Below are 21,415 nucleotides of genomic sequence, written 5' to 3'. Positions count from 1 at the left end.
TTATCGCACGGCGTGTCTTCCGACCCGGTTCATGCCGAAGGAGGCATGCGATACTCAGGGCGTGTCTGAGACCGCCACCGAGATCGAAGCCCCTCCCCGCCACCTCGCGCTCGCGATCCTGCTGATCGTCGGCGGCGCGCTCGGCCTGCTGGCCTCGTTCTCGCTCATGAAGGACGATCTCGCCCTGCTTGCCGACCCAGGCACGAAGCTCGGCTGCACCGTCTCGGCGGCGATCCAGTGCGGCAAGAACATCGGATCGTGGCAGGGCAGCGTCTTCGGATTCCCGAATCCGATGCTCGGACTCATGATGTTCACCGCGCCGGTCATCGTCGGCGTCGCGATGCTCGGGCGGGTGCGCTTCCCGAACTGGTTCTGGCTCGTCTTCAACGCCGGCCACTGGTTCGCGATCATCTTCATCGGGTGGCTGTCGACCGAGAGCATCTTCTTCATCGGCACGCTGTGCCCGTGGTGCTCGCTCGTCTACGCCGTCGTGATCCCGATGTGGCTCGCCGTGACGCTGCACAACATGGCGGCGGGGCGATACGGCACCCGGCTGATCGGCGCGGGCAGCGCGCTGATCACCTGGGTGCCGCTGCTCTCGCTCGCACTCTACGTGGTGATCGCCCTCGAGGCGCAGCTGCGGCTCGACCTGATCAGCCAGCTGTTCGGCTGAGCTCGGGAACGGACCGGCGCTCTACGCGAACCACAGGGCGAGCTCGCGCGCGGCCGACTCGGGCGAGTCGGAGCCGTGCACGAGGTTCTGCTGCACCTTGAGACCCCAGTCGCGGCCCAGGTCGCCGCGGATCGTGCCGGGCGCCGCCGTCGTGGGGTCGGTTGTGCCGGCGAGCGAGCGGAAGCCCTCGATGACGCGCTGACCCGCCACGCGGATCGCGACGATCGGCCCCGACTGCATGAACTCGAGCAGCGGCTCGTAGAACGGCTTGCCCTGGTGCTCGGCGTAGTGCTGCGAGAGCAGATCGAGGTCGGCCTCGACGAGGCGGATGTCGACGAGCTGATAGCCCTTCGCCTCGATGCGGCGCAGGATCTCGCCGGTCAGATTGCGGGCGACCCCGTCCGGCTTGACGAGGACGAGGGTCTCTTCGACAGGGGTGCTCACTGCGGGTTCTCCGTTCCGTTGGCGGGCTGATTCGCCCTGATTCGCTCGGCGCGCTCGGCCGAGTACATCGCGTAGATCCAGATGGCGAGGAAGAGCGCGCCGACGATGAACATCATGTGCACCCAGACGCCCGCGACGACGGCGAGGATCTGGACGGCGAATCCGATCCAGGTCCCGATGCGGTAGCGCAGGGTCAGGATCGCGACGATCGCGAGCACGATGAGCCCCGCCCCGCCGCCGATCACGATGCCCGCGGGAGCGGCGTGCAGCCCCCACGCGACGAGCGTGCCGAGGAACAGCACGATCAGCTCGAAGCCGAGCACGATCGAGCCGACGGATTCCCGGACTCCGCGCTGCCTCACTCGTCGCCCTCCCCGTCGCCGGGGCGCGTGCTCTTCCAGCCGCGCTCGCCCGCGAGCGTCATGGCCTCGCCGACGAGCGTGATCGAGCCGGTCACGACGACGGCGCGCTTCTCGCCCTCGAGCGCCCAGGCGCGAGCGGCCTCGATCGCCTCACCGAGGTCGTCGGCCTCGTCGACGTGCTCGTGGGTCCACTCGTAGACGTCCTCGGCGAGGTCCTCGCTCGCCCGCGCGCGCTCGGAATGCGACTGCGTCACGATCAGCTGGGTCGCGACCGGGCCGAGTGCGTCGATGATGCCGTGCGCGTCCTTGTCCTTGAGCACGCCGAGCACGACGGCGACCTCGTCGAAGTCGAAGAAGCGCTCGAGTGCGGCGCGCAGGGTGGCGGCGCCGGACGGATTATGCGCGGCATCCACGATCACCGTCGGCTCGGTGCCGATGAGCTGCAGCCGGCCGGGCGACGTCGCCCCCGCGATGCCCTCTGCGACGAGGTCGTAGGTCAGCGCGTGCTCGCCCCCGCCGATGAACGCCTCGACGGCGGCGATCGCGACGGCCGCGTTCTGCGCCTGGTGGTCGCCGTAGAGCGGCAGCGCGAGACCGTCGTAGGCGCCCGCCACGCCGCGCACGTCGACGAGCTGGCCCCCGACGGCGACGGACGTCGAGGTCACGTCGAACTGCGCAGGCTGGGAGATGACGGATGCCCCGTGCTGCGCCGCCGCGGCCTGCAGCTCGCGCATCGCCTCGGGCGTCTGCCGGGCGGTCACGACCGTTGCGCCGTCCTTGATGATGCCCGCCTTGGTGCGGGCGATCTCAGCGACGGTGTTCCCGAGCTGGGCCATGTGGTCGAGCGAGATCGGCGTGAACACGGCGACGGTCCCGTCGCCCACGTTCGTGGAATCCCATTCGCCGCCCATGCCGACCTCGACGACGGCGACATCGATCGGGGCGTCGGCGAAGCACGCGAAACCGAGGGCGGTGACGGCTTCGAAGAAAGTGAGACGCGCCCGGCCCGCCGCCTCGAGCTCGGCGTCGACGAGCTCCAGATACGGCGTGATCTCCTCCCAGTTGCGGGCGAGGGCCTCGTCGTCAATCGGCTCGCCGTCGATCAGGATGCGCTCGTTGAAGCGCTCGAGATGCGGGCTCGTCAGCAGGCCCGTGCGCAGCCCGTAGGCGCGCAGGATGCTCTCGGCGATGCGGCTCGTCGACGTCTTCCCGTTAGTGCCCGTGATGTGGATGATCGGGTACGCCTTCTGCGGGTCGCCGAGCACCTCGACGGCGCGCCGGGTCGCATCGAGGCGGCGCTCGGGCTTGCCTTCGCCGACGCGTGTCAGCAGCTGGGCGTACACCGCGTCGGCGGCATCCCGGTGCGATCTGTCACTCATGCGTGCACCTTCTCGACTTCGATGCTCTGCTCGCCCTCGGCGACGGCGTAGTCGACCGCGAGGGTCTCGGCCGCGATCAGCTCGGCGTGCGTGCGTGCGGCGCGGGCGGACTCCTGATCAAGCGTCAACCGCAGCCGGATGCGGTCGCTCACGTCGAGCCCCGCCGCCTTGCGCGCGTCCTGCACGCTGCGGATCAGGTCGCGCGCGGTTCCCTCGGCGGCGAGCTCGGGCGTCACGTGCGTGTCGAGCAGCACGAAGCCGCCGGCAGGCAGCAGTGCCAGCGCCTCTGAGGCATCTCCGGCACTCTGTGCCACCTCGAGCACGAGCTCGTACTCCCCCGCCTCGAGCGGGATGCCGCCGGCCGTCACGATGCCGTCGGCCTCGGACCAGTCGCCCGTGCGCGCAGCCTTGATGGCCTCCTGCACCTGCTTGCCGAGGCGGGGGCCCGCAGCGCGCGCGTTGACCGACAGCCGGCGGGTGATGCCGTAGTCGTCGGCGCTGGTCGGGGTCTCGGCCACGAATGCGACCGCCTTGACGTTCAGCTCGTCGCGCAGGATTCCCTCGAAGCCAGCCAGGCGCGAGGCATCCGGAACCACGACCGTCAGCTTCGCGAGCGGAAGCCGCACGCGCAAGCCGCCCGCCTTGCGCAGCGAGAGGCCCGTCGAGGCGATCTGGCGCACGGCGTCCATGGCCGCGACCAGTTCGTGGTCCGCCGGGAACTCGGCCGCCTCCGGCCAGTCGGTGAGGTGCACGCTGCGACCGCCGGTGAGCCCCTGCCAGATCTCCTCGGTGACGAGCGGCAGCAGCGGCGCGGCGAGGCGGCAGAGCGTCTCGAGCACGGTGAAGAGGGTGTCGAATGCCTCGGCGTTCTCGCCCGACTCCGTGACGCCGACCCAGAACCGGTCGCGGGAGCGGCGCACATACCAGTTGGTGAGCACGTCGGCGAAGTCGCGCAGGGCAGCCGCGGCGAACGGGCTGTCGAGGTCGTCGAAGTGCTCGGTGACGGTCTCGACGGTCTCGCGCAGCTTGGCGAGGATGTAGCGGTCGAGCTCGTTGCCCGACGCCGTCGACCGCTTGGCCTCGTAGCCGCAGGCGTTCGCGTAGATCGTGAAGAAGTAGTACGAGCTCCACAGCGGCAGCAGCAGCTCACGGACGCCCGAGCGGATGCCCTCCTCCGTCACGATGAGGTTGCCGCCGCGGATCACGGACGACGACATCAGGAACCACCGCATGGCATCCGAGCCGTCGCGATCGAAGACCTCCGACACGTCGGGATAGTTGCGCAGGCTCTTCGACATCTTCTGCCCGTCGGAGCCGAGCACGATGCCGTGGCTGAGCGCCGAGCGGAACGCCGGCCGGTCGAACAGCGCCGTGGCGAGCACGTGCTGCACGTAGAACCAGCCGCGCGTCTGCCCGATGTACTCGACGATGTAGTCCGCCGGATTGTGCGAGTCGAACCAGGCTTGGTTCTCGAACGGGTAGTGCACCTGGGCGAACGGCATCGAGCCCGAGTCGAACCACACGTCGAACACATCGGCGATGCGTCGCATGGTGGAGCGGCCCGTCGGGTCGTCGGGGTTCGGTCGCGTCAGTTCGTCGATGTACGGCCGGTGCAGGTCGACCTGGCCTTCCGCGTTGCGGGGCAGTGCGCCGAAGTCGCGCTCGAGCTCCTCGAGCGAGCCGTACACGTCGATGCGCGGGTAGTTCGCGTCATCCGATCTCCACACCGGGATGGGCGAGCCCCAGAAGCGGTTGCGGCTGATCGACCAGTCGCGGGCGCCCTCGAGCCACTTGCCGAACTGGCCGTCCTTGACGTTCTCGGGCACCCAGGTGATCTCCTGGTTGAGCTGGACCATGCGGTCCTTGAACTCGGTGACGCGCACGAACCAGCTGGAGACCGCCTTGTAGATCAGCGGGTTCCGGCACCGCCAGCAGTGCGGGTAGGAGTGCTCGTAGCTCGCGAGGCGCAACAGCCGGCCCTCGGCGCGCAGCAGCTGCGTGAGCGGCTTGTTCGCGTCGAACACCTGCAGCCCGGCGACCGGCGTCACGTTGGCGAGGAACTTCCCGCCGTCGTCCACCGAGACGATCACGGGGATGCCGTTCGCCTCGCAGACCCGCTGGTCGTCCTCACCGTAGGCGGGCGCCTGATGCACGATGCCGGTGCCGTCGGCGGTCGTCACGTAGTCGTCGACGAGGATGCGCCACGCGTTCTGGGTGCCCCAGGTCTCGGCATCCGCATAGAAATCCCAGAGTCGGTCGTACTGCACGCCCGCCAGCTGCGCGCCCGTGAATTCACGGGTGACGGATGCCAGCGCCTGCGCCGCATCGTCGTAGCCGAGGTCCTTCGCGTGGTTCCCGACGAGCTCGCGGGCGAGCAGGTACTCCCCCGCCTCCTCCGGCGTGTCGGCGGCGCCGTTCGGGCCCGCGGGCACCACGGCATAGGTGATGTCGGGGCCGACCGCGAGCGCGAGGTTCGTCGGCAGCGTCCACGGCGTGGTCGTCCACGCGAGCGCGCGCACGGCGGTGAGGCCGAGCGCCTCGGCCTTCTCACCGACGAGCGGGAAGGTGACCGTCACGGTCTGGTCCTGGCGCATCTTGTAGACGTCGTCGTCCATGCGCAGCTCGTGGTTGCTGAGCGGGGTCTCGTCGCGCCAGCAGTACGGCAGCACGCGGTAGCCCTCGTAGGCGAGGCCCTTGTCGTAGAGCTGCTTGAACGCCCACAGCACGCTCTCCATGAAGGTGAGGTCGAGGGTCTTGTAGCCGCCGTCGAAGTCGACCCAGCGCGCCTGGCGGGTGACGTACTCCTGCCACTCCTGCGTGTAGCGCAGCACGGATTCCTTGGCGGCGCGGTTGAACGCGGCGAGGCCCATCTTCTCGATGTCGGCCTTGCCGTTGATGCCGAGCTGACGCTCGGCCTCGAGCTCGGCGGGCAGGCCGTGCGTGTCCCAGCCGAAGACGCGCTTGACCTGCTTGCCGCGCATGGTCTGATAGCGCGGGAACAGGTCCTTCGCGTAGCCGGTCAGCAGGTGGCCGTAGTGCGGCAGGCCGTTCGCGAACGGCGGCCCGTCGTAGAACACCCACTCCGGGCATCCGTCGCGCTGCTCGACCGAAGCGCGGAAGGTGTCGTCGCGCTTCCAGAACGCGAGCACCTTCTGCTCGATCTCCGGGAAGCGCGGGCTCGGCACGACTTCCGGCTCATCGGACTTGGGGTACGGCAACGGGGCTCCTCGGGTGTCTTGTGCTTCAGACGAGGACGCGGCTCACGTCGCGCGGTACCACCTCGATTGGTGAGAACGGATGTCTCACCCTCTCGTTCCTAGGCTGTGACGGGCCCGACCCGTTCGGTTCTACTTGGCTCGCGCCGTTCTTCCGAAGACTCCCCGGTGATGGCCGGATCGCAGTCGATGCGGAAAAGTCTATCGGGTGCCGCGCCCCGACGGGTGAGGAGCGCGCTAAGGTGCGGCCATGGCGATCGCATCCGCGAACACCCGCTCCCGCACGTGGCGGTGGGTGCTGCGGATCGGGCTGCTGGTGCTGGTCGCACTTGTCATCATCGCGGTGGTTCGCACGATGCACGATCTGAACGTCGGCGCGATCGGCACCGCCCTCGGCCGGCTGCGCTGGTGGGAGATCGTCGTGCTGCTCGCGGTGCTGGTGCTGCGGCAGCTGCTCAGTGCGCTGCCGTTGACGATCTACATTCCCGGCGTCACTTTCTGGCGCGCTTTCGCCACCGACGTGACAGCGCTGACGACGGCCGCGTTCGCGTCGGCCCCGGGGAAGATCGCGGCCCGCGTGGCGATCTTCAGCTCGGGCGGAATCTCGACGGGCTCAGCCCTCGCCGGGTCGGTGCTGAACACCCTGACGATGTTCGTCGCCCGGTTCGGCATCCCGATCGTCGGATTCCTGCTGGTCGCCGTCACCGGTGCGTACCGCCCCCTTCAACTGCTCGACATGGTCAGCCTCGCCTTCGCGGCCGTGCTCGTCGCCGCGATGCTGATGGTGGCGAGCGCTCAGGAGACCGCGCTCCGGCTCGGCAGGTGGGCGGGCCGCGTCGCGCAGCGTTTCCGCCCCCGCGTCGAGCCAGAGCGGTGGGCGCAGGCCTGCGCCACCTTCCAGCAGGCTGCGGCCGGAGGCCTGCCGCGACGTCTGCCGCGGGCATCCCTGGTGCTGGCCGTCATGCTGGGGGTCGAGTTCGCACTCGTGCTCCTCGCGTTCCGCTTCGTGGGCGTGACGCCGTCCGATGCGAGCACCCTCGCGATCGCGACCATCTTCTTCTTCGCCTATCCGCTCACGATGTTCCCGCTGCAGGGCGTCGGCGTGGTCGACGTCGCGATCCTTCTCGCGCTGTTCGGCACGGGCGGCGGCCCCGCGGTCGACGCCGCGACGGCGGGCCTGCTCATCTGGCGCGCCCTCACGGTCGCCGGGCCGTACGCCCTCGCTGCGATCGCCGTCGGCATCTGGCGCGCCCTCGCCAGGCGGCAGGCGCGCAGGCAACACGGCCATCCGCAGCGCCGACCGGTAGACTGAGCGCACATCCCACACTCAGGCACCCTCTGACGCGGTGCCGCATATACCGAATGAGGCCCCGACATGACTGCGATCCCTGACAAGCCCGCCCTCGAGGGCCTCGAATCCAAGTGGGGTGAGTCCTGGCAGCGGTCTGGGACGTACGCCTTCGACAAGAAGGCCGCACTCGAGGCATCCGATCGCTCCTCGATCTACTCGATCGACACGCCGCCGCCGACCGCGTCGGGTTCGCTGCACATCGGCCACGTTTTCAGCTATACGCACACCGATGTGATCGCGCGCTACCAGCGCATGCGGGGCAAGACCGTGTTCTATCCGATCGGGTGGGACGACAACGGGCTACCGACCGAGCGCCGCGTGCAGAACTACTACGGCGTGCGCTGCGATCCGTCGCTGCCGTACACGCCCGACTTCGTGCCGCCGTACGAGGGCGGGGACAACAAGTCCAGCCGCGCCGCCGACCAGGTACCCGTCTCGCGCCGCAACTTCATCGAGCTGTGCGAGCGCCTCACGGAAGAGGACGAGAAGCAGTTCGAGGCGCTGTGGCGCAAGCTGGGCCTCTCGGTCGACTGGGCGCAGACCTACCGCACGATCGGGCCGGAGTCGATCCGCGCGTCGCAGCTCGCGTTCCTGAAGAACGTCGAGCGCGGCGAGGCGTACCAGGACTGGGCGCCGACCCTGTGGGATGTGACCTTCCGCTCCGCCGTCGCGCAGGCCGAGCTCGAGGACCGCGACCAGCCCGGCGCCTATCACCGGCTCGCCTTCCACGGCGCCGATGGCGACGTGTTCATCGAGACGACGCGCCCCGAGCTGCTCGCTGCCTGCGTCGCGGTGGTCGCGCACCCCGACGACGAGCGCTACCAGCCGCTGTTCGGCACGACGGTGCGCACGCCCGTGTTCGGCGTCGAGGTGCCGGTGGTCGCCCACCACCTCGCGCAACCCGACAAGGGCTCCGGCATCGCGATGATCTGCACCTTCGGCGACATCACCGACGTCACCTGGTGGCGCGAGCTGCAGCTTCCGACGCGCGCGATCATCGGCTTCGATGGCCGCATCGTCGCGGACGCGCCTGAGGCGATCACGACGGATGCCGGGCGCGAGGCGTACGCCCGCATCGCCGGCGCCACCGTGTTCACCGCGAAGAAGACCATGGTCGAGCTGCTCACCGAGTCCGGCGAGCTCATCGGCGCGCCCAAGCCCATCCAGCACCCGGTGAAGTTCTACGAGAAGGGCGACCGCCCGCTCGAGATCGTCTCGACCCGCCAGTGGTACGTGAAGAACGGCGGGAAGGACGAGGCGCTGCGCGCACGGCTGCTCGAGGCCGGCCGCGGCCTCGACTGGCACCCGGACTTCATGCGCGTGCGCTATGAGAACTGGGTGAACGGCCTCGCCGGCGACTGGCTGATCTCGCGGCAGCGCTTCTTCGGTGTGCCACTGCCCGTCTGGTATCGCGTCGACGAGAACGGCGAGACGCAGTTCGACCAGGTGATCCTGCCCACGGCCGAGTCACTGCCCGTCGACCCGTCGTCTGACGCACCCGTCGGCTTCGACGAATCGCAGCGCGGCCAGGCCGGCGGCTTCGTCGGCGAGGTCGACATCATGGACACCTGGATGACGTCGTCGCTCACCCCGCAGATCGCCGCCGGGTGGGAGCGCGACCCCGAGCTCTTCGGCGCGCTCTTCCCGTTCGACCTGCGCCCGCAGGGCCAGGACATCATCCGCACCTGGCTGTTCTCGACCCTGCTTCGCTCGGTGCAGCAGCATGATTCACTGCCGTGGCGGCACGCCGCGATCTCCGGCTTCATCGTCGACCCCGATCGCAAGAAGATGTCGAAGTCGAAGGGCAATGTGGTCACGCCCGCCGCGATCCTCGACCAGCACGGCTCGGACGCCACGCGCTATTGGGCGGCCTCCAGCCGTCTCGGCGCCGACGCGGCGTTCGACATGAACAATCCCACGCAGATCAAGATCGGCCGCCGCCTCGCGATCAAGGTGCTCAACGCGGCGAAGTTCGTATTGGGCTTCGAGGCCGCCGCAGGCGCCGAGATCACCGCGGAGCTCGACAAGGCGATGCTGCGCGAGCTCGCCAAGGTGGTCGCCGATGCGACCGCCGCGCTCGAGTCCTACGACCACGCCCGCGCGCTCGAGATCACCGAGTCGTTCTTCTGGACGTTCTGTGACGACTATCTCGAGCTCGTCAAGGAGCGGGCTCATGGAGCCGGGGATGCCTCGGGCCAGGCATCCGCCGTCGCCGCCCTGCGCCTCGCGCTCAGCGTCATGATCCGCCTGTTCGCGCCGGTGATCCCGTTCGCGACCGAGGAGACCTGGAGCTGGTTCAACGAGGGCTCGGTGCACACCGCCGCGTGGCCCGCGGTCGACGAGCTCGCCGTCGCCGGCGACGGCGCAGCGGTGCTCTCGGTCGCCAGCAGCGCGCTCGTGGGCATCCGCCGCGCCAAGACCGACGCGAAGGTCTCGCAGAAGACGCCGATCGTCTCGCTGACGCTCACGGGGACCGAGGAGCAGCTCGCCGCGCTGCGGCTCGCCGAGGACGATCTGAAGGCCGTCGGGCGCATTTCGGCGATCGCCTACGAGATCGCCGAGGAGGTCGCCGTGCGCGACGTCACGCTCGGAGATCTCGCCTGATCAGCACAATTCGCGCTATCGTCGCCGCAGGAGGGGTGCAATGACCGTTACGATCCGGGAAGCTCGCGACAGCGATTTCTTCCCATGACTGAGCCTGTATGAGGTGTACGCGTCGGAACGCGGGGTCGAGTTGACCGAGCAACGCGCCCTGCAGCTGTGGACCTGGCTCTCGGACCCTGCTCACCCCGAGTCGGCTCTCGTCGCACTCGACGAGGAGGGCGATGTGAGCGGTTTCGTCCACTTCCACGCGTTCCCGCGGCCGCTGCTCGGCGAGACCGGCGTCTTTGTCGACGCGATCCACGCAGGCGACGAGTCCGTCGCACAGGAGCTGTTCAACGCGGTCCGCGAGGCCGCCGCCGCCCAGGGCGCGAGCGTCATCAGGTGGACCCAGGCCGACGGCGAGACTCTGCCGCCTGTTCTGGCCGACGCCGGCGGCGAGGCGAGCTCGTCGGCGTACTTTGAACTGCAGACCGCGGCGCAGCCCGCCTGAACGCATACGGAGGCGTGATGCAGCTCGGCACTCGCTGGCCTGTCGGCGGCGTCGCCCCGGCAACCCTGCCCGAGGTGGTCACGGCGGCGGTCAGGGCCGTCGAAGAGGAGCTCCGCGCCGACGGTGTCGACGCGTCTACCTGGCGCTGGACGCTGACGTGGCTCGAGGGCAAGCCCGTCGTCGAGCTCGACGACGGCACCGTCATCCGCTACAACACGGCAAGCGGCACCGCCACGATCACCTCGAACGACTTCGAGGCGCACGCCGAGGGCGCTGCAGCCGAGTAGCTGCTATCGGCGGGCGCCGATCACGTCGAGCATCCCCCGCTCGTACTCGGCGAGTCGCCGCTCGGCGGCGATCATGGCGCGTTCGCGGCGCAGGATCCGCTCGCGGCGCCGCGCTCGGGCATGGCCGAGACGCACGAGCGCGAGGCCGAGCTGGATCAACAGGCGGTCGGACGGTGCGGTGTGTGCGGCGCGCACGGAGATGGCGGTCATTCGGTCATTTCCTCTCCCCCGATGAGGGCGAAGGCGTTGAACTGGATCTGGACGGGGCGGGTGCCCGGGAGCTGCTTGCCCCGGTATGGCTCGATGATCTCGTCGAGCAGCTCGTGGAAGCGGCGGACGAGCTCTTCGACGACCTCGGGTGGCAGGAACTGGTTGCTCAGGGTGAAGTCGTTCGCGAGCTGCCAGGCCTCCGGCAGCCGCTCGCGCGCATAGCGCAGGAACTCGCGCACGTTCTGCGACTGCAGCTCCTGCTGCTGGCGCGAGACCTCTTCGACGATCTGGCGGCCCGCGGGCGTGTCGTTGGGGCCGCGGTCGCTGATCGTCACCGAGCCCGGCGTGCGCTCCCACCAGCGCTCACGGGCGGTTCCCCGCCCCTCCACCTCGCGCACGAGGCCGTGCTTCTCGAGCTGACGCAGGTGATAGCTCGTCGCGCCGCTCGATTCCCCCAGCTGCTCCGCCAGACGACTCGCCGTCATCGGGCCCAGCGAGCTGAGCGTGTCGAAGAGGCGCACGCGCAGGGGGTGCGAGAGCCCCTTGAGCGCGGCCAGGTCGAGGTCGCGGTGCTGGCGTTCGGTCATGACCCCACTGTAAATATGCAAATGATTCTTTGCAACTGTTTCTTTGCATGAGTTGCGGGCGCCTCGCTAGATTTGAGACATGACGGATGCCTCCAACCCGCTTCTCTCCCCCAGCACGCTCGACTACCGGCTTCCGCCGTTCGCCCTCATCGCGGACGAGCACTATGAGCCCGCCTTCGACGCCGCGTTCGCGGAGCACCTCGCGGAGATCGAGGCCATCACGGCGAGTCCTCAGGCGCCGACGTTCGAGAACACCCTCATTCCGCTGGAGCGCGCCGGCCAGACGCTGCGCCGCGTCGCCTACGTCTTCTACAACAAGTCGTCGGCCGACTCGACCGACGCGACGAACGCGCTCGACGAGCGCCTCGCGCCGCGCATGGCTGCCCACGAGGACGCCATCAAGCTCAACGCGGCGCTCTATGAGCGCATCCGTGCGGTGCACGACGGGCTGCCGTCCCGCAACGATCTCGACGCCGAGTCGCGCTACCTCGTCGAGCGCTACTTCGTGGACTTCACCCTCGCCGGTGCCGGCCTCGACGACGCGGCCAAGGCCGAGCTGTCGGCCCTGAACCAGCGCATCTCCGGCCTTCAGGCGAAGTTCGAGAAGCAGCTGCTCGCGGACACCAACGAACTCGCCGTGGTCTTCGACGAGGCTGCGGAGCTCGAGGGGCTCGGCGAGGGCGAGCTGTCCGCTGCCGCCGAGGCCGCCAAGGAGCGCGGGCTCGAGGGGAAGTACCTCGTGACGCTGGTGCTTCCGACGGGGCATCCCTGGCTCGCCTCGCTCACTCGCCCCGAGGTGCGCGATCGCATCATGACGGCGTCACGCTCGCGCGGGGCCCGCGACGGCGCCAATGACAACCGACCGATCGTGCTCGAGCTCGTGCGGCTGCGGGCGCAGCGCGCCCAGCTGCTCGGCTTCGCGAGCCACGCCGACTTCGTCACCGCCGGCCAGACCGCGGGCACTGCGGCCAACGTCGCCGACATGCTCGGCGCGCTCGCGCCCGCCGCGGGGCGCAACGCGCGCCGCGAACACGAGGCGCTCGAGGCGACCGCGGGCACCGCCGTCTCCTCCGCGGACTGGGACTACTGGACCGAGAAGGTGCGCGTCGCGCAGTACGACGTCGACACAGCGGCGCTGCGTCCCTATTTCGAGGCCGAGCGGGTGCTGCACGACGGCGTGTTCTTCGCCGCGACGAAGCTCTTTGGACTCACCTTCACCGAACGCCCCGACCTCGTCGGGTACCACCCCGACGTGCGCGTCTTCGAGGTGTTCAACGCGGACGGCTCGGCGCTGGGGCTCTTCCTGTACGACCTCTACACGCGCGACTCGAAGCGCGGCGGCGCCTGGATGAACAGCCTCGTGGACCAGTCCGAGCTCCTCGGCGAGCCGACGGCCATCGTCGTCAACAACCACAACGTTCCCAAGCCGGCGGCAGGTGAGCCGACGCTGCTCACCTTCGATGAGGTGCACACCCTCTTCCACGAGTTCGGGCACGCCCTGCACGGGCTGTTCGGACACGCGGTCTACCCGCGCTTCGCGGGCACCAGCGTGCACCGCGACTTCGTCGAGTTCCCGTCGCAGGTGAACGAGATGTGGATGCTGTGGCCCGAGGTGCTCGCCAACTACGCCAAGCACTACGAGACGGGCGAGCCGATCCCCCAGGACATCGTCGACCGGATCGTCGCATCCGAGACGTTCAACGAAGGCTTCGCGACGAGCGAGTACCTCGGCGCCGCGCTGCTCGACCAGGCATGGCACGTGCTGAGTCCGGACCAGGCGGATGCCGTGACCGATGTCGCCGCGTTCGAGGCATCCGCCCTCGCCGCCGTCGGCCTCGACTTCGCGCCCGTGCCGCCGCGCTATCAGAGCTCGTACTTCGCCCACACCTTCTCGGGCGGCTATGACGCGCAGTACTACTCGTACATCTGGAGCGAGGTGCTCGATGCGGACACCGTCGAGTGGTTCAAGGAGAACGGCGGGCTGACGCGCGACAACGGCGACCGCTTCCGTTCGCGCCTGCTGGGCGTCGGCGGAACGAAGGACCCGATCGAGGCCTACGTCGACTTCCGCGGGCGCCGCGCTGAGCTCGAGCCGCTGCTGAAGCGCCGCGGCCTGCTCGACTGAACGAGGCCCTAGGCTGACTTCTCTTCGCGGCGCGAAGCGCGCACTGGGACGATCGTCGGCGCGGCATTCGACTCGACCGACTCGCGGGTGATGACGACGCGGGCGACCTCGTCGGTCGACGGCACCTCGAACATCACCGGCCCGAGCACCTCTTCCATGATGGCGCGCAGGCCGCGGGCGCCCGTCTGGCGCAGCACGGCGAGATCGGCGATCGCCTCGAGAGCGCCGGGCTCGAAGGCCAGCTCGACTCCGTCGAGCTCGAACATGCGCTGGTACTGCTTGACGAGCGCGTTCTTCGGAACGGTGAGGATCTGGATCAGCGCCTCGCGGTCGAGCGGGGTCACCGTCGTGACGACGGGAAGGCGGCCGATGAACTCGGGGATCAACCCGAACTTGTGCAGGTCCTCCGGAAGGACCTCGCTGAACAGGTTGAGATCGTCGCCCTTCACATGCAAGGGGGCGCCGAAGCCGATGCCCTTCTTGCCTGCGCGAGCCGAGATGATGTCTTCCAACCCGGCGAAGGCGCCGGCGACGATGAACAGCACGTTCGTCGTGTCGATCTGGATGAACTCCTGGTGGGGGTGCTTGCGGCCCCCCTGCGGCGGCACGGAGGCGACGGTGCCCTCGAGGATCTTGAGCAGCGCCTGCTGCACGCCCTCGCCGGAGACGTCGCGGGTGATCGACGGGTTCTCGGCCTTGCGGGCGATCTTGTCGACCTCGTCGATGTAGATGATGCCGGTCTCGGCGCGCTTGACGTCGTAGTCGGCGGCCTGGATCAGCTTGAGCAGGATGTTCTCGACGTCTTCGCCGACATAGCCCGCCTCGGTGAGGGCGGTCGCGTCGGCGACCGCGAACGGCACGTTGAGCCGCTTGGCGAGGGTCTGCGCCAGATAGGTCTTGCCGCAGCCCGTCGGGCCGATCAGCAGGATGTTGGACTTCGCGATCTCGACCTCGTCGGCCTTGACGTCGGCCGGACCGATCGCGTTTCGGGCACGCACCCGCTTGTAGTGGTTGTAGACGGCGACGGCCAGAGCCTTCTTCGCGGCGTCTTGCCCGATCACGTACTCCTCGAGGAAGGAGTAGATCTCCTTCGGCTTGGGAAGCTCGAACTCACCGGAGGCGCCCGCCTCGGCATCCGCCATGCGCTCTTCGATGATCTCGTTGCACAGCTCGACGCACTCGTCGCAGATGTACACGCCGGGGCCGGCGATCAGCTGCACGACCTGCTTCTGGCTCTTCCCGCAGAACGAGCACTTGAGCAGGTCGGCGCTCTCTCCGATGCGTGCCATTCCTAAACTCCTCCGAAAGTGCAATCGCGGGTGGCGGGCTGCCTGGTGACGAGCCTAACGCGAGGGGCCGACATCGGCAGGTATCTGCGCGATGTCGGCCCCGAGTGTTATCCGGCCGATGCGGCTACTTGGTCAGAGCCGCCTGGATGGTCTTCCGGCTGGAGAGCACCTGGTCGATGAGGCCGTACTCCTGGGCCTCGGCCGCCGACAGGATCTTGTCGCGGTCGATGTCCTTGTTGACCTCCTCCTGGGTGCGCCCCGAGTGCCTGGCCAGCGTCTCCTCCAGCCAGGTGCGCATGCGCATGATCTCGTTGGCCTGGATCTCGATGTCGGACGCCTGCCCGCGCCCCGCCTCGCCGACCGCCGGCTGGTGGATCAGGATGCGGGCGTTCGGCAGCGCGAGGCGCTTGCCCGGCGTGCCGGCCGCGGTGAGCACGGCGGCGGCAGAAGCCGCCTGACCGAGCACGACCGTCTGGATCTGCGGGCGGATGTACTGCATCGTGTCGTAGATCGCCGTCATCGCGGTGAACGAGCCGCCGGGCGAGTTGATGTACATCACGATGTCGCGGTCGGGGTCCTGGCTCTCGAGCACGAGCAGCTGGGCCATGATGTCGTCGGCGCTCGCGTCGTCGACCTGGACGCCCAGGAAGATGATGCGGTCCTCGAACAGCTTCGCGTACGGGTCCTGGCGCTTGTAGCCGTAGGCCGTGCGCTCTTCGAAGCTCGGCAGGATGTAGCGCGAGCTCGGCATGTGGAGGGCGCTGCCGCCCGCCATGAACGTGGGATTCTCCATCAGTCAGTCTCTCTTCTTCGCTCGCCTACGCCTGCCGGTCCGTGCCGCCGCCACCGGCGACATCGACGGCGCTGTCGCGGATGTGGTCCACGAAGCCGTACTCCAGCGCCTCCTGCGCGTTGAACCAGTGGTCGCGGTCCCCGTCGGCGGTGACCTGCTCGACGGTCTTTCCGGTCTGCGCGGCCGTGATCTCGGCGAGGCGCTTCTTCATGTCCATGATGAGAGCGGCCTGCGTCTGGATGTCGCTCGCGGTGCCGCCGAAGCCGCCGTGCGGCTGGTGCAGCAGCACGCGCGCGTTCGGCGTGATGTAGCGCTTGCCCTTGGTGCCCGCGGTCAGCAGCAGCTGCCCCATCGACGCGGCCATGCCGATGCCGACGGTCACGATGTCGTTCGGCACGAACTGCATGGTGTCGTAGATCGCCATGCCGGCCGTGATCGAGCCGCCGGGCGAGTTGATGTAGAGGTAGATGTCCTTCTTGGGGTCCTCTGCGGCGAGGAGCAGGAGCTTCGCGGCGATCTCGTTCGCGTTGTCATCGCGGACCTCTTCGCCGAGCCAGACGATCCGGTCCCTCAGCAGTCGATCGAAAACACTGGGAGTCAGTGTCGGTTCGGCCATGTGTGATGCTCCGTTTCAGTGAGTAGCTTCAATGAATCTATCGGGGGCCAACGCACGGGACCGGGGCTGTTCGCCCACGGCGCATGCAGAGCACTGCAGTGCTGATTAACGACAACGGATGCCGAGGCGCATCAGCCCCGGCATCCGTCATGTGGACTCGTCGACTACTCGGCGTCGTCCTTCTTCTTCGTCTTCTTCTTGGCCGGCTTGTTCGCCTCGGCGATGGCCTCAGCCGCGCTCTCGACGGCCTCGTCCTCGGTCGGCTGCGGCTCGGCCTGCAGGATGATGTCGGAGTCGTCCTCGTCGTTCTGCACGGCGGCGAACTCACTCAGGTCGACCGCGTTGCCGGCCTCGTCGGTGACGACGGCCTTGCCCAGCGCGATCGAGATCGCCTTGCTGCGCGCGACCTCGCCGACCATCTGCGGGATCTGGCCGTTGTCCGCCAGGATCTTGATGAACTCGTTGGGGTCCATGCCGTACTGGGCGGATGCCTGCACGAGGTACGAGGTGAGCTCGTTCTGGCTCACGGTGACCTTCTCGGCCTCGGCGATCTCGTCGAAGAGGATCTGCGTGCGCAGGGCCTTCTCGCTCGCCTCCTTGACCTCGGCGCGGTGCTCGTCGTCCTCGAGGCGGTTCTCGGCCTCGAGGTGGCGGTGGATCTCGTCCTCGATGACGGCCTCAGGCACGGGGATGTCAGCCTGCTCGAGCAGCAGGTCGACGAGCTTGTTGCGCGCCTCGTTGCCCTGGGCGAAGGTCTTCGACTTGGCGGCCTCGGACTTGAGGCCCTCGCGCAGCTCGGCGATGGTGTCGTACTCGCTCGAGATCTGGGCGAAGTCGTCGTCGGCCTCGGGCAGCTCGCGCTCCTTGACGGCCTTGACGGTGACCGAGATCTCGGCCTCCTCGCCCTCGTGGTCGCCGCCGAGCAGGTTCGAGCGGAACGTGGTCTCCTCGCCGGCGGTGAGGGACTCCAGCGCGTCGTCGAGGCCGTCGAGCAGGTCGCCGGAGCCGAGCTCGTAGGAGATGTTCTCGGCGTTGTCGACGACGGTGTCGCCGATCTTCGCCTGCAGGTCGATCTGAACGAAGTCGCCGGACTTGGCCGGGCGGTCGACCGTGACGAGCGTGCCGAAGCGGCTGCGCAGGCGGTCGAGCTCCTCCTCGACGTCGGCGTCGGTGATCTCGGACGACTCGACGGTGATCGCGACCTTGTCGTAGTCGGGGACGGTGATCTCGGGGCGCACGTCGACCTCGAAGGTGACGACGAGGTCGCCGGCGAAGGTGTTCACATCGGGAACGGTCACCACGTCGGCCTCGGGGCGACCGAGCGGGCGCACCTTGGTCTCGGTGACGGCCTCGCGGTAGGCGCCGTCGAGCGAGTCGTTGATCGCGTGCTCGAGCACGGCGCCCTTGCCGACGCGGGTGTCGATGATGGCCGGCGGCACCTTGCCCTTGCGGAAGCCGGGGATGGTGACGTCGGCGGCGATGTGCTCGTAAGCGTGGGTGATGCTGGGCTTCAGCTGCTCCGGCGTGACCGTGGTGGTGAGCTTGACGCGCGTCGGGCTCAGCTGTTCGACCGTGGTGGGCACTGGTGGTTCTCCTAGATGGTGGACTTCTGCGGCGGTGGTCGGGGCGACAGGATTCGAACCTGCGACTTCCCGCCCCCAAAGCGGGCGCTCTAGCCAAGCTGAGCTACGCCCCGGATGCATGCGATCCGCACGGTGGTACCGCGAGGGGGCGACGGGAATCGAACCCGCGTAATCAGTTTGGAAGACTGAGGCTCTACCATTGAGCTACGCCCCCGAAGGGTGTTCTGCCGCCGGAAGGCAGCCTGTCCAGCATAAGGCATGGGCCTGCCGGGTTTCGGGCCGTGGGTTACGCTCGCCGACGTGAAGTACACCGTCGCAGTGCTGCGATTCGGATTCAGCGCCCTCATGCTCATCGCCGTCACCCGCTCGTTCGTCTACGACGCGACCCACGGCGGCGACATCTGGCCGTGGGACTGGTTCGGCTACTTCACCAACCAGAACAACCTCGCCGCGGGCTTCGTGCTGACTCTCGCAGCCGTCGCGCTGCTCACGGGGCGCCGGCTGCGCTGGCTCGAATACGCGCGCGGCGCCGTCGCCACCTACCTCTTCATCGTCGGCTCGGTGTACTGGACGCTGCTCGCGCCCCTGGGGCCGCCCGAGATCGTCTGGACCAACGCCATCGTGCACGGGGTCATGCCCGCCTATGTGCTGCTCGACTGGCTGCTGATCGGCGACCGCGCCCCGCTGCGGTATTCGAAAGTCTGGGTGATCTTCCCGTACGCGGTCGTCTGGCTCGGCGTCACGCTCACCCGCGGGGCCACGGATCACTGGGTGCCCTATCCGTTCCTCGACCCCGCGTCCGGCTATGGCAGCGTCGCGCTCTACTGCGCCGCGATCGTCGTCATCGCGATCGTCGTCGCGTACGCGTTCTGGGCCGCGAGCCGCACGAGCGGCATTCTGTTGCGGCGCTCAACGAATCGCGTCGTAGCTGAAGCGACCCGCGACCATCGTGGCGACGACAGGCTGGCTGCGTAGCTCGGCGACGTCCGCCGCGCGCGGGTCGGCGCCCAGCACGACGAGGTCGGCCGGCTGACCGACGGCGATCGAGGAGCGAACGGATGCCTGCACCGCCTGCTGCAACGTCAGGCGCTGCTCCCCGTGCCACGCCGTACGGCCACCCCGCGTGCGGAAGACGGCCGAGGCGATCGCGAGCCAGGGGTCGAGCGGCGCGACGGGGGCGTCGGAGCCGAAGGCGAGTTGCGCGCCCGCGTCGAGCAGGCTGCGCAGCGGGAACGCTCGGCCGGTGCGCCCGCGCCAGTAGCGGTCGGCGACGTCCCGGTCGTCCATGGCGTGCTCCGGCTGGACGCTCGCGGTGACGCCGAGCTCGGCGAAGCGGGGCAGGTCCTCCGGCCGGAGAAGTTGCGCATGCTCGATCGTGCCGCGCGCTCCGGTTGCTCCGAAGCAGTCCAGCGCGTACGCGACCGCGTGGTCGCCGATCGCGTGCACGGCGGCGTGTATCCCCCGGCGCGCCGAGAGCGCGAGGAGCGGAGCGAGCTCGTTCGGGGGCACCGTGAGCAGGCCGAAGCGGTCGTCGCCGGAGCGGCCCGGGTACGGGGCGTCGCAGTACGCGGTGCGCGTGTTGAGCGAACCGTCCGTGATCACCTTGAGGGGTCCGAGGACGAGCAGCCCGGATTCCTCGAGCGGGGTACCGCTCGGCAGATCGAGTGCGAAAGCCTGCTCGCGGTCCTGCGGATAGAACGCCGCCTCGACGCGCAGTTCGTCGAAGCCCGCGGCGAAGCGCCGCCGCCAGGCATCCGGCGCGAAGTCCATGTCGAAGTCGACGATGCCGACCACGCCGCGCGCGGCTGCGGCCTCGGCCGCCTCGTGCGCCCAGCGGTCGACGGTGTCGACGGACACGTCGCCGAGCGCGTCGATCACGGCGAAGGCGTCCTGCTCGCGCAGCACTCCGCTCGGGTGCTCGTAGAAGCCGTGCGCCCTGAGCGCCGCCGAATTGAGCCAGACGGTGTGCAGGTCGGCGCTGATCGCGATGACCTTCCGCTCAGGGTCGGCGTCGTCGCTCACTCCCCCTGGGCTCAGCGCGTCGTCCAGAAGCGAGAAGTGCGGCCGGTCGGGCCAGAGCGCATCGCGGAAGCCGACGCCGACCACGGCTCCGTCGGGGTGCGCCTCGGCGTGCGCGGCGAGCACGCCCGCGGCATCCGCCGCCGACTCCGCATCACCGAGCTGCACCCGGCGCGATGACTGCGCCCACTGCGCGAAGTGCGTGTGCCGGTCCCAGAGCCCTGGGATCAGCAGGTGGCCGTCGAGCTCGACATGCTCGCCGACGGCGGGCAGCTCGCCCGCCGGGGTCACGGCAGTGATGAGGCCGCCCGACACCGTCACGTCGACGACGCGGCCGTCGAGCAGTCGTGCTCCGCTGAAGGTCAGGCCTGACACGTCGGGCACCAGTACAGCTTGCGGTTCGCCATGTCCTGCATGGCGATGTGGGTGCCGCAGGTGCGGCACGGCAGCCCCGTGCGGTGGTAGACCCAATGCCGGTCGTCGCGCTTCGCCATGGCCTTGCGATAGGCCTCGCCGGTGAGGCCGTCGATGGTCATCATCTGCCCGGTGCGCACCCCGACGTCGAGCAGGTGCACCCAGTCGCGCCAGAGCTGCCGAGCCGTCTCTTCCGGCACCTTCTTCCCCGGGGTGAAGGGGTTGAGCCGGGCGCGGTAGAGCAGCTCGGCGCGGTACACGTTGCCGATTCCGGAGACGACGGACTGGTCCATGAGCAGCTGGCCGACCGGCTGATTGGACTTGCGGATGCCGGCGACGACACGATCCTCGGCCTCCTGCGACGCGTCGTTGAGGGGGTCGGGGCCGAGCCGGTCGATGACCTGCTGCACCTCGAACGCCGAGATCGCCTCGCACGCGGTGGGCCCGCGCAGGTCGGCGCAAGCGGTGTCGGTGAGCAGGCGCACGCGCACCTGGCCAACGGGCGGCGGTGGGAACTCGAAGTTGGCGTCGTCGTTCTCCTTCTCCGACTCGGCCATGTGCAGGCGCGCCTTGCGCGGGGCGCCGATCGAGCGCACGGAGTCCTCGCCCGCGGCGTCGTCCAGGTAGTCGCGGTCCGTCTCGAGCGGCTCGCCGTCGATCTCGGTGCCGCGCTGGTTGGTCTGGCCCATCCGGCCGCCGGCCGAGCGGATCGTGGCATCCGTCGTGATCTCGCCCGCAAAATCCCACGCGCCGTACAGCCCGAGGTGCACGCGCAGCCACAGGCCGTTGTCGAACTCGAGGAACATCTGCTTGCCGACCGCGGTGGCCCGCGTCATCGTGGCTCCGTCGAGCATCTTCGCGCCGGCCGCGAATCGGCCCTGCGGGCTCGAGACAGCCACCCGATGCCTGACGAAGTTGCGGGCGAACTGGCGGGCGATGCGGTGGACGGAGTGGCCCTCAGGCATGGTGGGCGG

General features: G+C 68.9%; 19 protein-coding genes and 2 tRNA genes. 7 read left to right on the top strand and 14 right to left on the bottom strand.

Going from position 1 to position 21,415, the window contains the following annotated elements:
* The first annotated feature begins 61 nt into the window (after window positions 1–61).
* Window positions 62–673 (top strand): vitamin K epoxide reductase family protein, encoded by a 612-nt coding sequence (locus ABD708_RS05615; RefSeq protein WP_344752316.1) that lies wholly within the window; start codon window positions 62–64, stop codon window positions 671–673.
* 21 nt (window positions 674–694) lie between these two features.
* Here ABD708_RS05615 and ndk read toward each other — a convergent pair whose 3' ends face one another.
* From ndk to ileS, 4 genes are read right to left on the bottom strand one after another with little or no spacing between them, the layout of a single operon-like run.
* Window positions 695–1,117, bottom strand: a complete 423-nt coding sequence (gene ndk, locus ABD708_RS05610; RefSeq protein WP_344752315.1) for a nucleoside-diphosphate kinase — start codon at window positions 1,115–1,117, stop codon at window positions 695–697.
* Window positions 1,114–1,479 carry a DUF4233 domain-containing protein gene (locus ABD708_RS05605; protein ID WP_344752314.1) on the bottom strand — a complete coding sequence of 122 codons (366 nt, stop codon included), beginning with the start codon at window positions 1,477–1,479 and terminating at the stop codon, window positions 1,114–1,116. The genes ndk and ABD708_RS05605 overlap by 4 nt, the downstream gene beginning before the upstream one ends.
* The gene (locus ABD708_RS05600) at window positions 1,476–2,858 is read right to left on the bottom strand and encodes a bifunctional folylpolyglutamate synthase/dihydrofolate synthase (protein ID WP_344752313.1); all 1,383 of its coding nucleotides are present in this window, start codon (window positions 2,856–2,858) and stop codon (window positions 1,476–1,478) included. Before ABD708_RS05600 ends, ABD708_RS05605 begins: the two co-directional genes overlap by 4 nt.
* Window positions 2,855–6,076 (bottom strand): isoleucine--tRNA ligase, encoded by a 3,222-nt coding sequence (gene ileS, locus ABD708_RS05595; protein WP_344752312.1) that lies wholly within the window; start codon window positions 6,074–6,076, stop codon window positions 2,855–2,857. The genes ABD708_RS05600 and ileS overlap by 4 nt, the downstream gene beginning before the upstream one ends.
* Before the next feature lie 247 nt (window positions 6,077–6,323).
* Here ileS and ABD708_RS05590 point away from each other — a divergent pair, with 247 nt between their 5' ends.
* The 4 genes from ABD708_RS05590 (at window position 6,324) to ABD708_RS05575 (ending at window position 10,805) form a co-directional block, all read left to right on the top strand.
* Complete coding sequence (locus ABD708_RS05590; protein ID WP_344752311.1) at window positions 6,324–7,385, top strand: hypothetical protein; 1,062 nt, start codon at window positions 6,324–6,326, stop codon at window positions 7,383–7,385.
* Window positions 7,386–7,448: 63 nt separating this feature from the next.
* Window positions 7,449–10,028, top strand: coding sequence for a valine--tRNA ligase (gene valS, locus ABD708_RS05585; protein WP_344752310.1), 2,580 nt, complete (start codon window positions 7,449–7,451; stop codon window positions 10,026–10,028).
* Between the two features lie 103 nt (window positions 10,029–10,131).
* Window positions 10,132–10,518: a GNAT family N-acetyltransferase gene (locus ABD708_RS05580; protein ID WP_344752309.1), complete on the top strand. Its 387-nt coding sequence runs from the start codon at window positions 10,132–10,134 to the stop codon at window positions 10,516–10,518.
* A gap of 17 nt (window positions 10,519–10,535) precedes the next feature.
* Window positions 10,536–10,805 (top strand): hypothetical protein, encoded by a 270-nt coding sequence (locus tag ABD708_RS05575; protein ID WP_344752308.1) that lies wholly within the window; start codon window positions 10,536–10,538, stop codon window positions 10,803–10,805.
* Between the two features lie 3 nt (window positions 10,806–10,808).
* On the opposite strand, the gene ABD708_RS05570 is transcribed toward ABD708_RS05575, so the two are convergent.
* Together ABD708_RS05570 and ABD708_RS05565 are read right to left on the bottom strand one after the other, a co-directional pair.
* The gene (locus ABD708_RS05570) at window positions 10,809–11,015 is read right to left on the bottom strand and encodes a hypothetical protein (RefSeq protein ID WP_344752307.1); all 207 of its coding nucleotides are present in this window, start codon (window positions 11,013–11,015) and stop codon (window positions 10,809–10,811) included.
* Window positions 11,012–11,602 carry an ArsR/SmtB family transcription factor gene (locus tag ABD708_RS05565; protein WP_344752306.1) on the bottom strand — a complete coding sequence of 197 codons (591 nt, stop codon included), beginning with the start codon at window positions 11,600–11,602 and terminating at the stop codon, window positions 11,012–11,014. Before ABD708_RS05565 ends, ABD708_RS05570 begins: the two co-directional genes overlap by 4 nt.
* A gap of 79 nt (window positions 11,603–11,681) precedes the next feature.
* On the opposite strand from ABD708_RS05565, the gene ABD708_RS05560 reads away from it, so the two are divergent.
* Window positions 11,682–13,727, top strand: coding sequence for a M3 family metallopeptidase (locus ABD708_RS05560; RefSeq protein WP_344752305.1), 2,046 nt, complete (start codon window positions 11,682–11,684; stop codon window positions 13,725–13,727).
* A gap of 8 nt (window positions 13,728–13,735) precedes the next feature.
* Here the strand turns inward: ABD708_RS05560 and clpX are convergent, their stop codons facing one another.
* The 6 genes from clpX to ABD708_RS05530 form a co-directional block, all read right to left on the bottom strand.
* The gene (gene clpX, locus ABD708_RS05555) at window positions 13,736–15,016 is read right to left on the bottom strand and encodes an ATP-dependent Clp protease ATP-binding subunit ClpX (RefSeq protein ID WP_344752304.1); all 1,281 of its coding nucleotides are present in this window, start codon (window positions 15,014–15,016) and stop codon (window positions 13,736–13,738) included.
* A 124-nt stretch (window positions 15,017–15,140) separates the two neighbouring features.
* Complete coding sequence (locus ABD708_RS05550; RefSeq protein ID WP_344752303.1) at window positions 15,141–15,809, bottom strand: ATP-dependent Clp protease proteolytic subunit; 669 nt, start codon at window positions 15,807–15,809, stop codon at window positions 15,141–15,143.
* A gap of 25 nt (window positions 15,810–15,834) precedes the next feature.
* Window positions 15,835–16,425 carry an ATP-dependent Clp protease proteolytic subunit gene (locus tag ABD708_RS05545; RefSeq protein WP_344752302.1) on the bottom strand — a complete coding sequence of 197 codons (591 nt, stop codon included), beginning with the start codon at window positions 16,423–16,425 and terminating at the stop codon, window positions 15,835–15,837.
* A gap of 164 nt (window positions 16,426–16,589) precedes the next feature.
* Window positions 16,590–18,008: a trigger factor gene (gene tig, locus ABD708_RS05540; RefSeq protein ID WP_344752301.1), complete on the bottom strand. Its 1,419-nt coding sequence runs from the start codon at window positions 18,006–18,008 to the stop codon at window positions 16,590–16,592.
* A 35-nt stretch (window positions 18,009–18,043) separates the two neighbouring features.
* Window positions 18,044–18,121, bottom strand: a tRNA-Pro gene (locus ABD708_RS05535).
* Between the two features lie 30 nt (window positions 18,122–18,151).
* A tRNA-Gly gene (locus ABD708_RS05530) sits at window positions 18,152–18,222 on the bottom strand.
* An 86-nt stretch (window positions 18,223–18,308) separates the two neighbouring features.
* On the opposite strand from ABD708_RS05530, the gene ABD708_RS05525 reads away from it, so the two are divergent.
* Complete coding sequence (locus ABD708_RS05525; RefSeq protein ID WP_344752300.1) at window positions 18,309–18,983, top strand: Pr6Pr family membrane protein; 675 nt, start codon at window positions 18,309–18,311, stop codon at window positions 18,981–18,983.
* On the opposite strand, the gene ABD708_RS05520 is transcribed toward ABD708_RS05525, so the two are convergent.
* Together ABD708_RS05520 and ABD708_RS05515 are read right to left on the bottom strand one after the other, a co-directional pair.
* Window positions 18,918–20,411: an amidohydrolase gene (locus tag ABD708_RS05520; RefSeq protein ID WP_344752299.1), complete on the bottom strand. Its 1,494-nt coding sequence runs from the start codon at window positions 20,409–20,411 to the stop codon at window positions 18,918–18,920. The genes ABD708_RS05525 and ABD708_RS05520 overlap by 66 nt on opposite strands.
* Window positions 20,390–21,406, bottom strand: a complete 1,017-nt coding sequence (locus ABD708_RS05515) for an Fpg/Nei family DNA glycosylase (protein ID WP_344752298.1) — start codon at window positions 21,404–21,406, stop codon at window positions 20,390–20,392. The genes ABD708_RS05520 and ABD708_RS05515 overlap by 22 nt, the downstream gene beginning before the upstream one ends.
* Between the last annotated feature and the right edge of the window lie 9 nt (window positions 21,407–21,415).

This window comes from Gryllotalpicola koreensis, from assembly GCF_039538185.1.
Classification (GTDB): Bacteria; Actinomycetota; Actinomycetes; order Actinomycetales; family Microbacteriaceae; genus Gryllotalpicola; species Gryllotalpicola koreensis.
Note: the sequence above shows the minus strand (reverse complement) of the source record. Positions and strands in the feature narration are given on the sequence as shown.

Excerpts from the sequence above, each read along its gene's own strand:
- ABD708_RS05600 (WP_344752313.1), bottom strand. The coding sequence starts at position 2,858 with ATGAGTGACAGATCGCACCGGGATGCCGCCGACGCGGTGTACGCCCAG.
- ABD708_RS05590 (WP_344752311.1), top strand. The coding sequence starts at position 6,324 with ATGGCGATCGCATCCGCGAACACCCGCTCCCGCACGTGGCGGTGGGTG.
- valS (WP_344752310.1), top strand. The coding sequence starts at position 7,449 with ATGACTGCGATCCCTGACAAGCCCGCCCTCGAGGGCCTCGAATCCAAG.
- ABD708_RS05575 (WP_344752308.1), top strand. The coding sequence starts at position 10,536 with ATGCAGCTCGGCACTCGCTGGCCTGTCGGCGGCGTCGCCCCGGCAACC.
- ABD708_RS05570 (WP_344752307.1), bottom strand. The coding sequence starts at position 11,015 with ATGACCGCCATCTCCGTGCGCGCCGCACACACCGCACCGTCCGACCGC.
- ABD708_RS05565 (WP_344752306.1), bottom strand. The coding sequence starts at position 11,602 with ATGACCGAACGCCAGCACCGCGACCTCGACCTGGCCGCGCTCAAGGGG.
- ABD708_RS05560 (WP_344752305.1), top strand. The coding sequence starts at position 11,682 with ATGACGGATGCCTCCAACCCGCTTCTCTCCCCCAGCACGCTCGACTAC.
- clpX (WP_344752304.1), bottom strand. The coding sequence starts at position 15,016 with ATGGCACGCATCGGAGAGAGCGCCGACCTGCTCAAGTGCTCGTTCTGC.
- ABD708_RS05550 (WP_344752303.1), bottom strand. The coding sequence starts at position 15,809 with ATGGAGAATCCCACGTTCATGGCGGGCGGCAGCGCCCTCCACATGCCG.
- ABD708_RS05545 (WP_344752302.1), bottom strand. The coding sequence starts at position 16,425 with ATGGCCGAACCGACACTGACTCCCAGTGTTTTCGATCGACTGCTGAGG.
- ABD708_RS05515 (WP_344752298.1), bottom strand. The coding sequence starts at position 21,406 with ATGCCTGAGGGCCACTCCGTCCACCGCATCGCCCGCCAGTTCGCCCGC.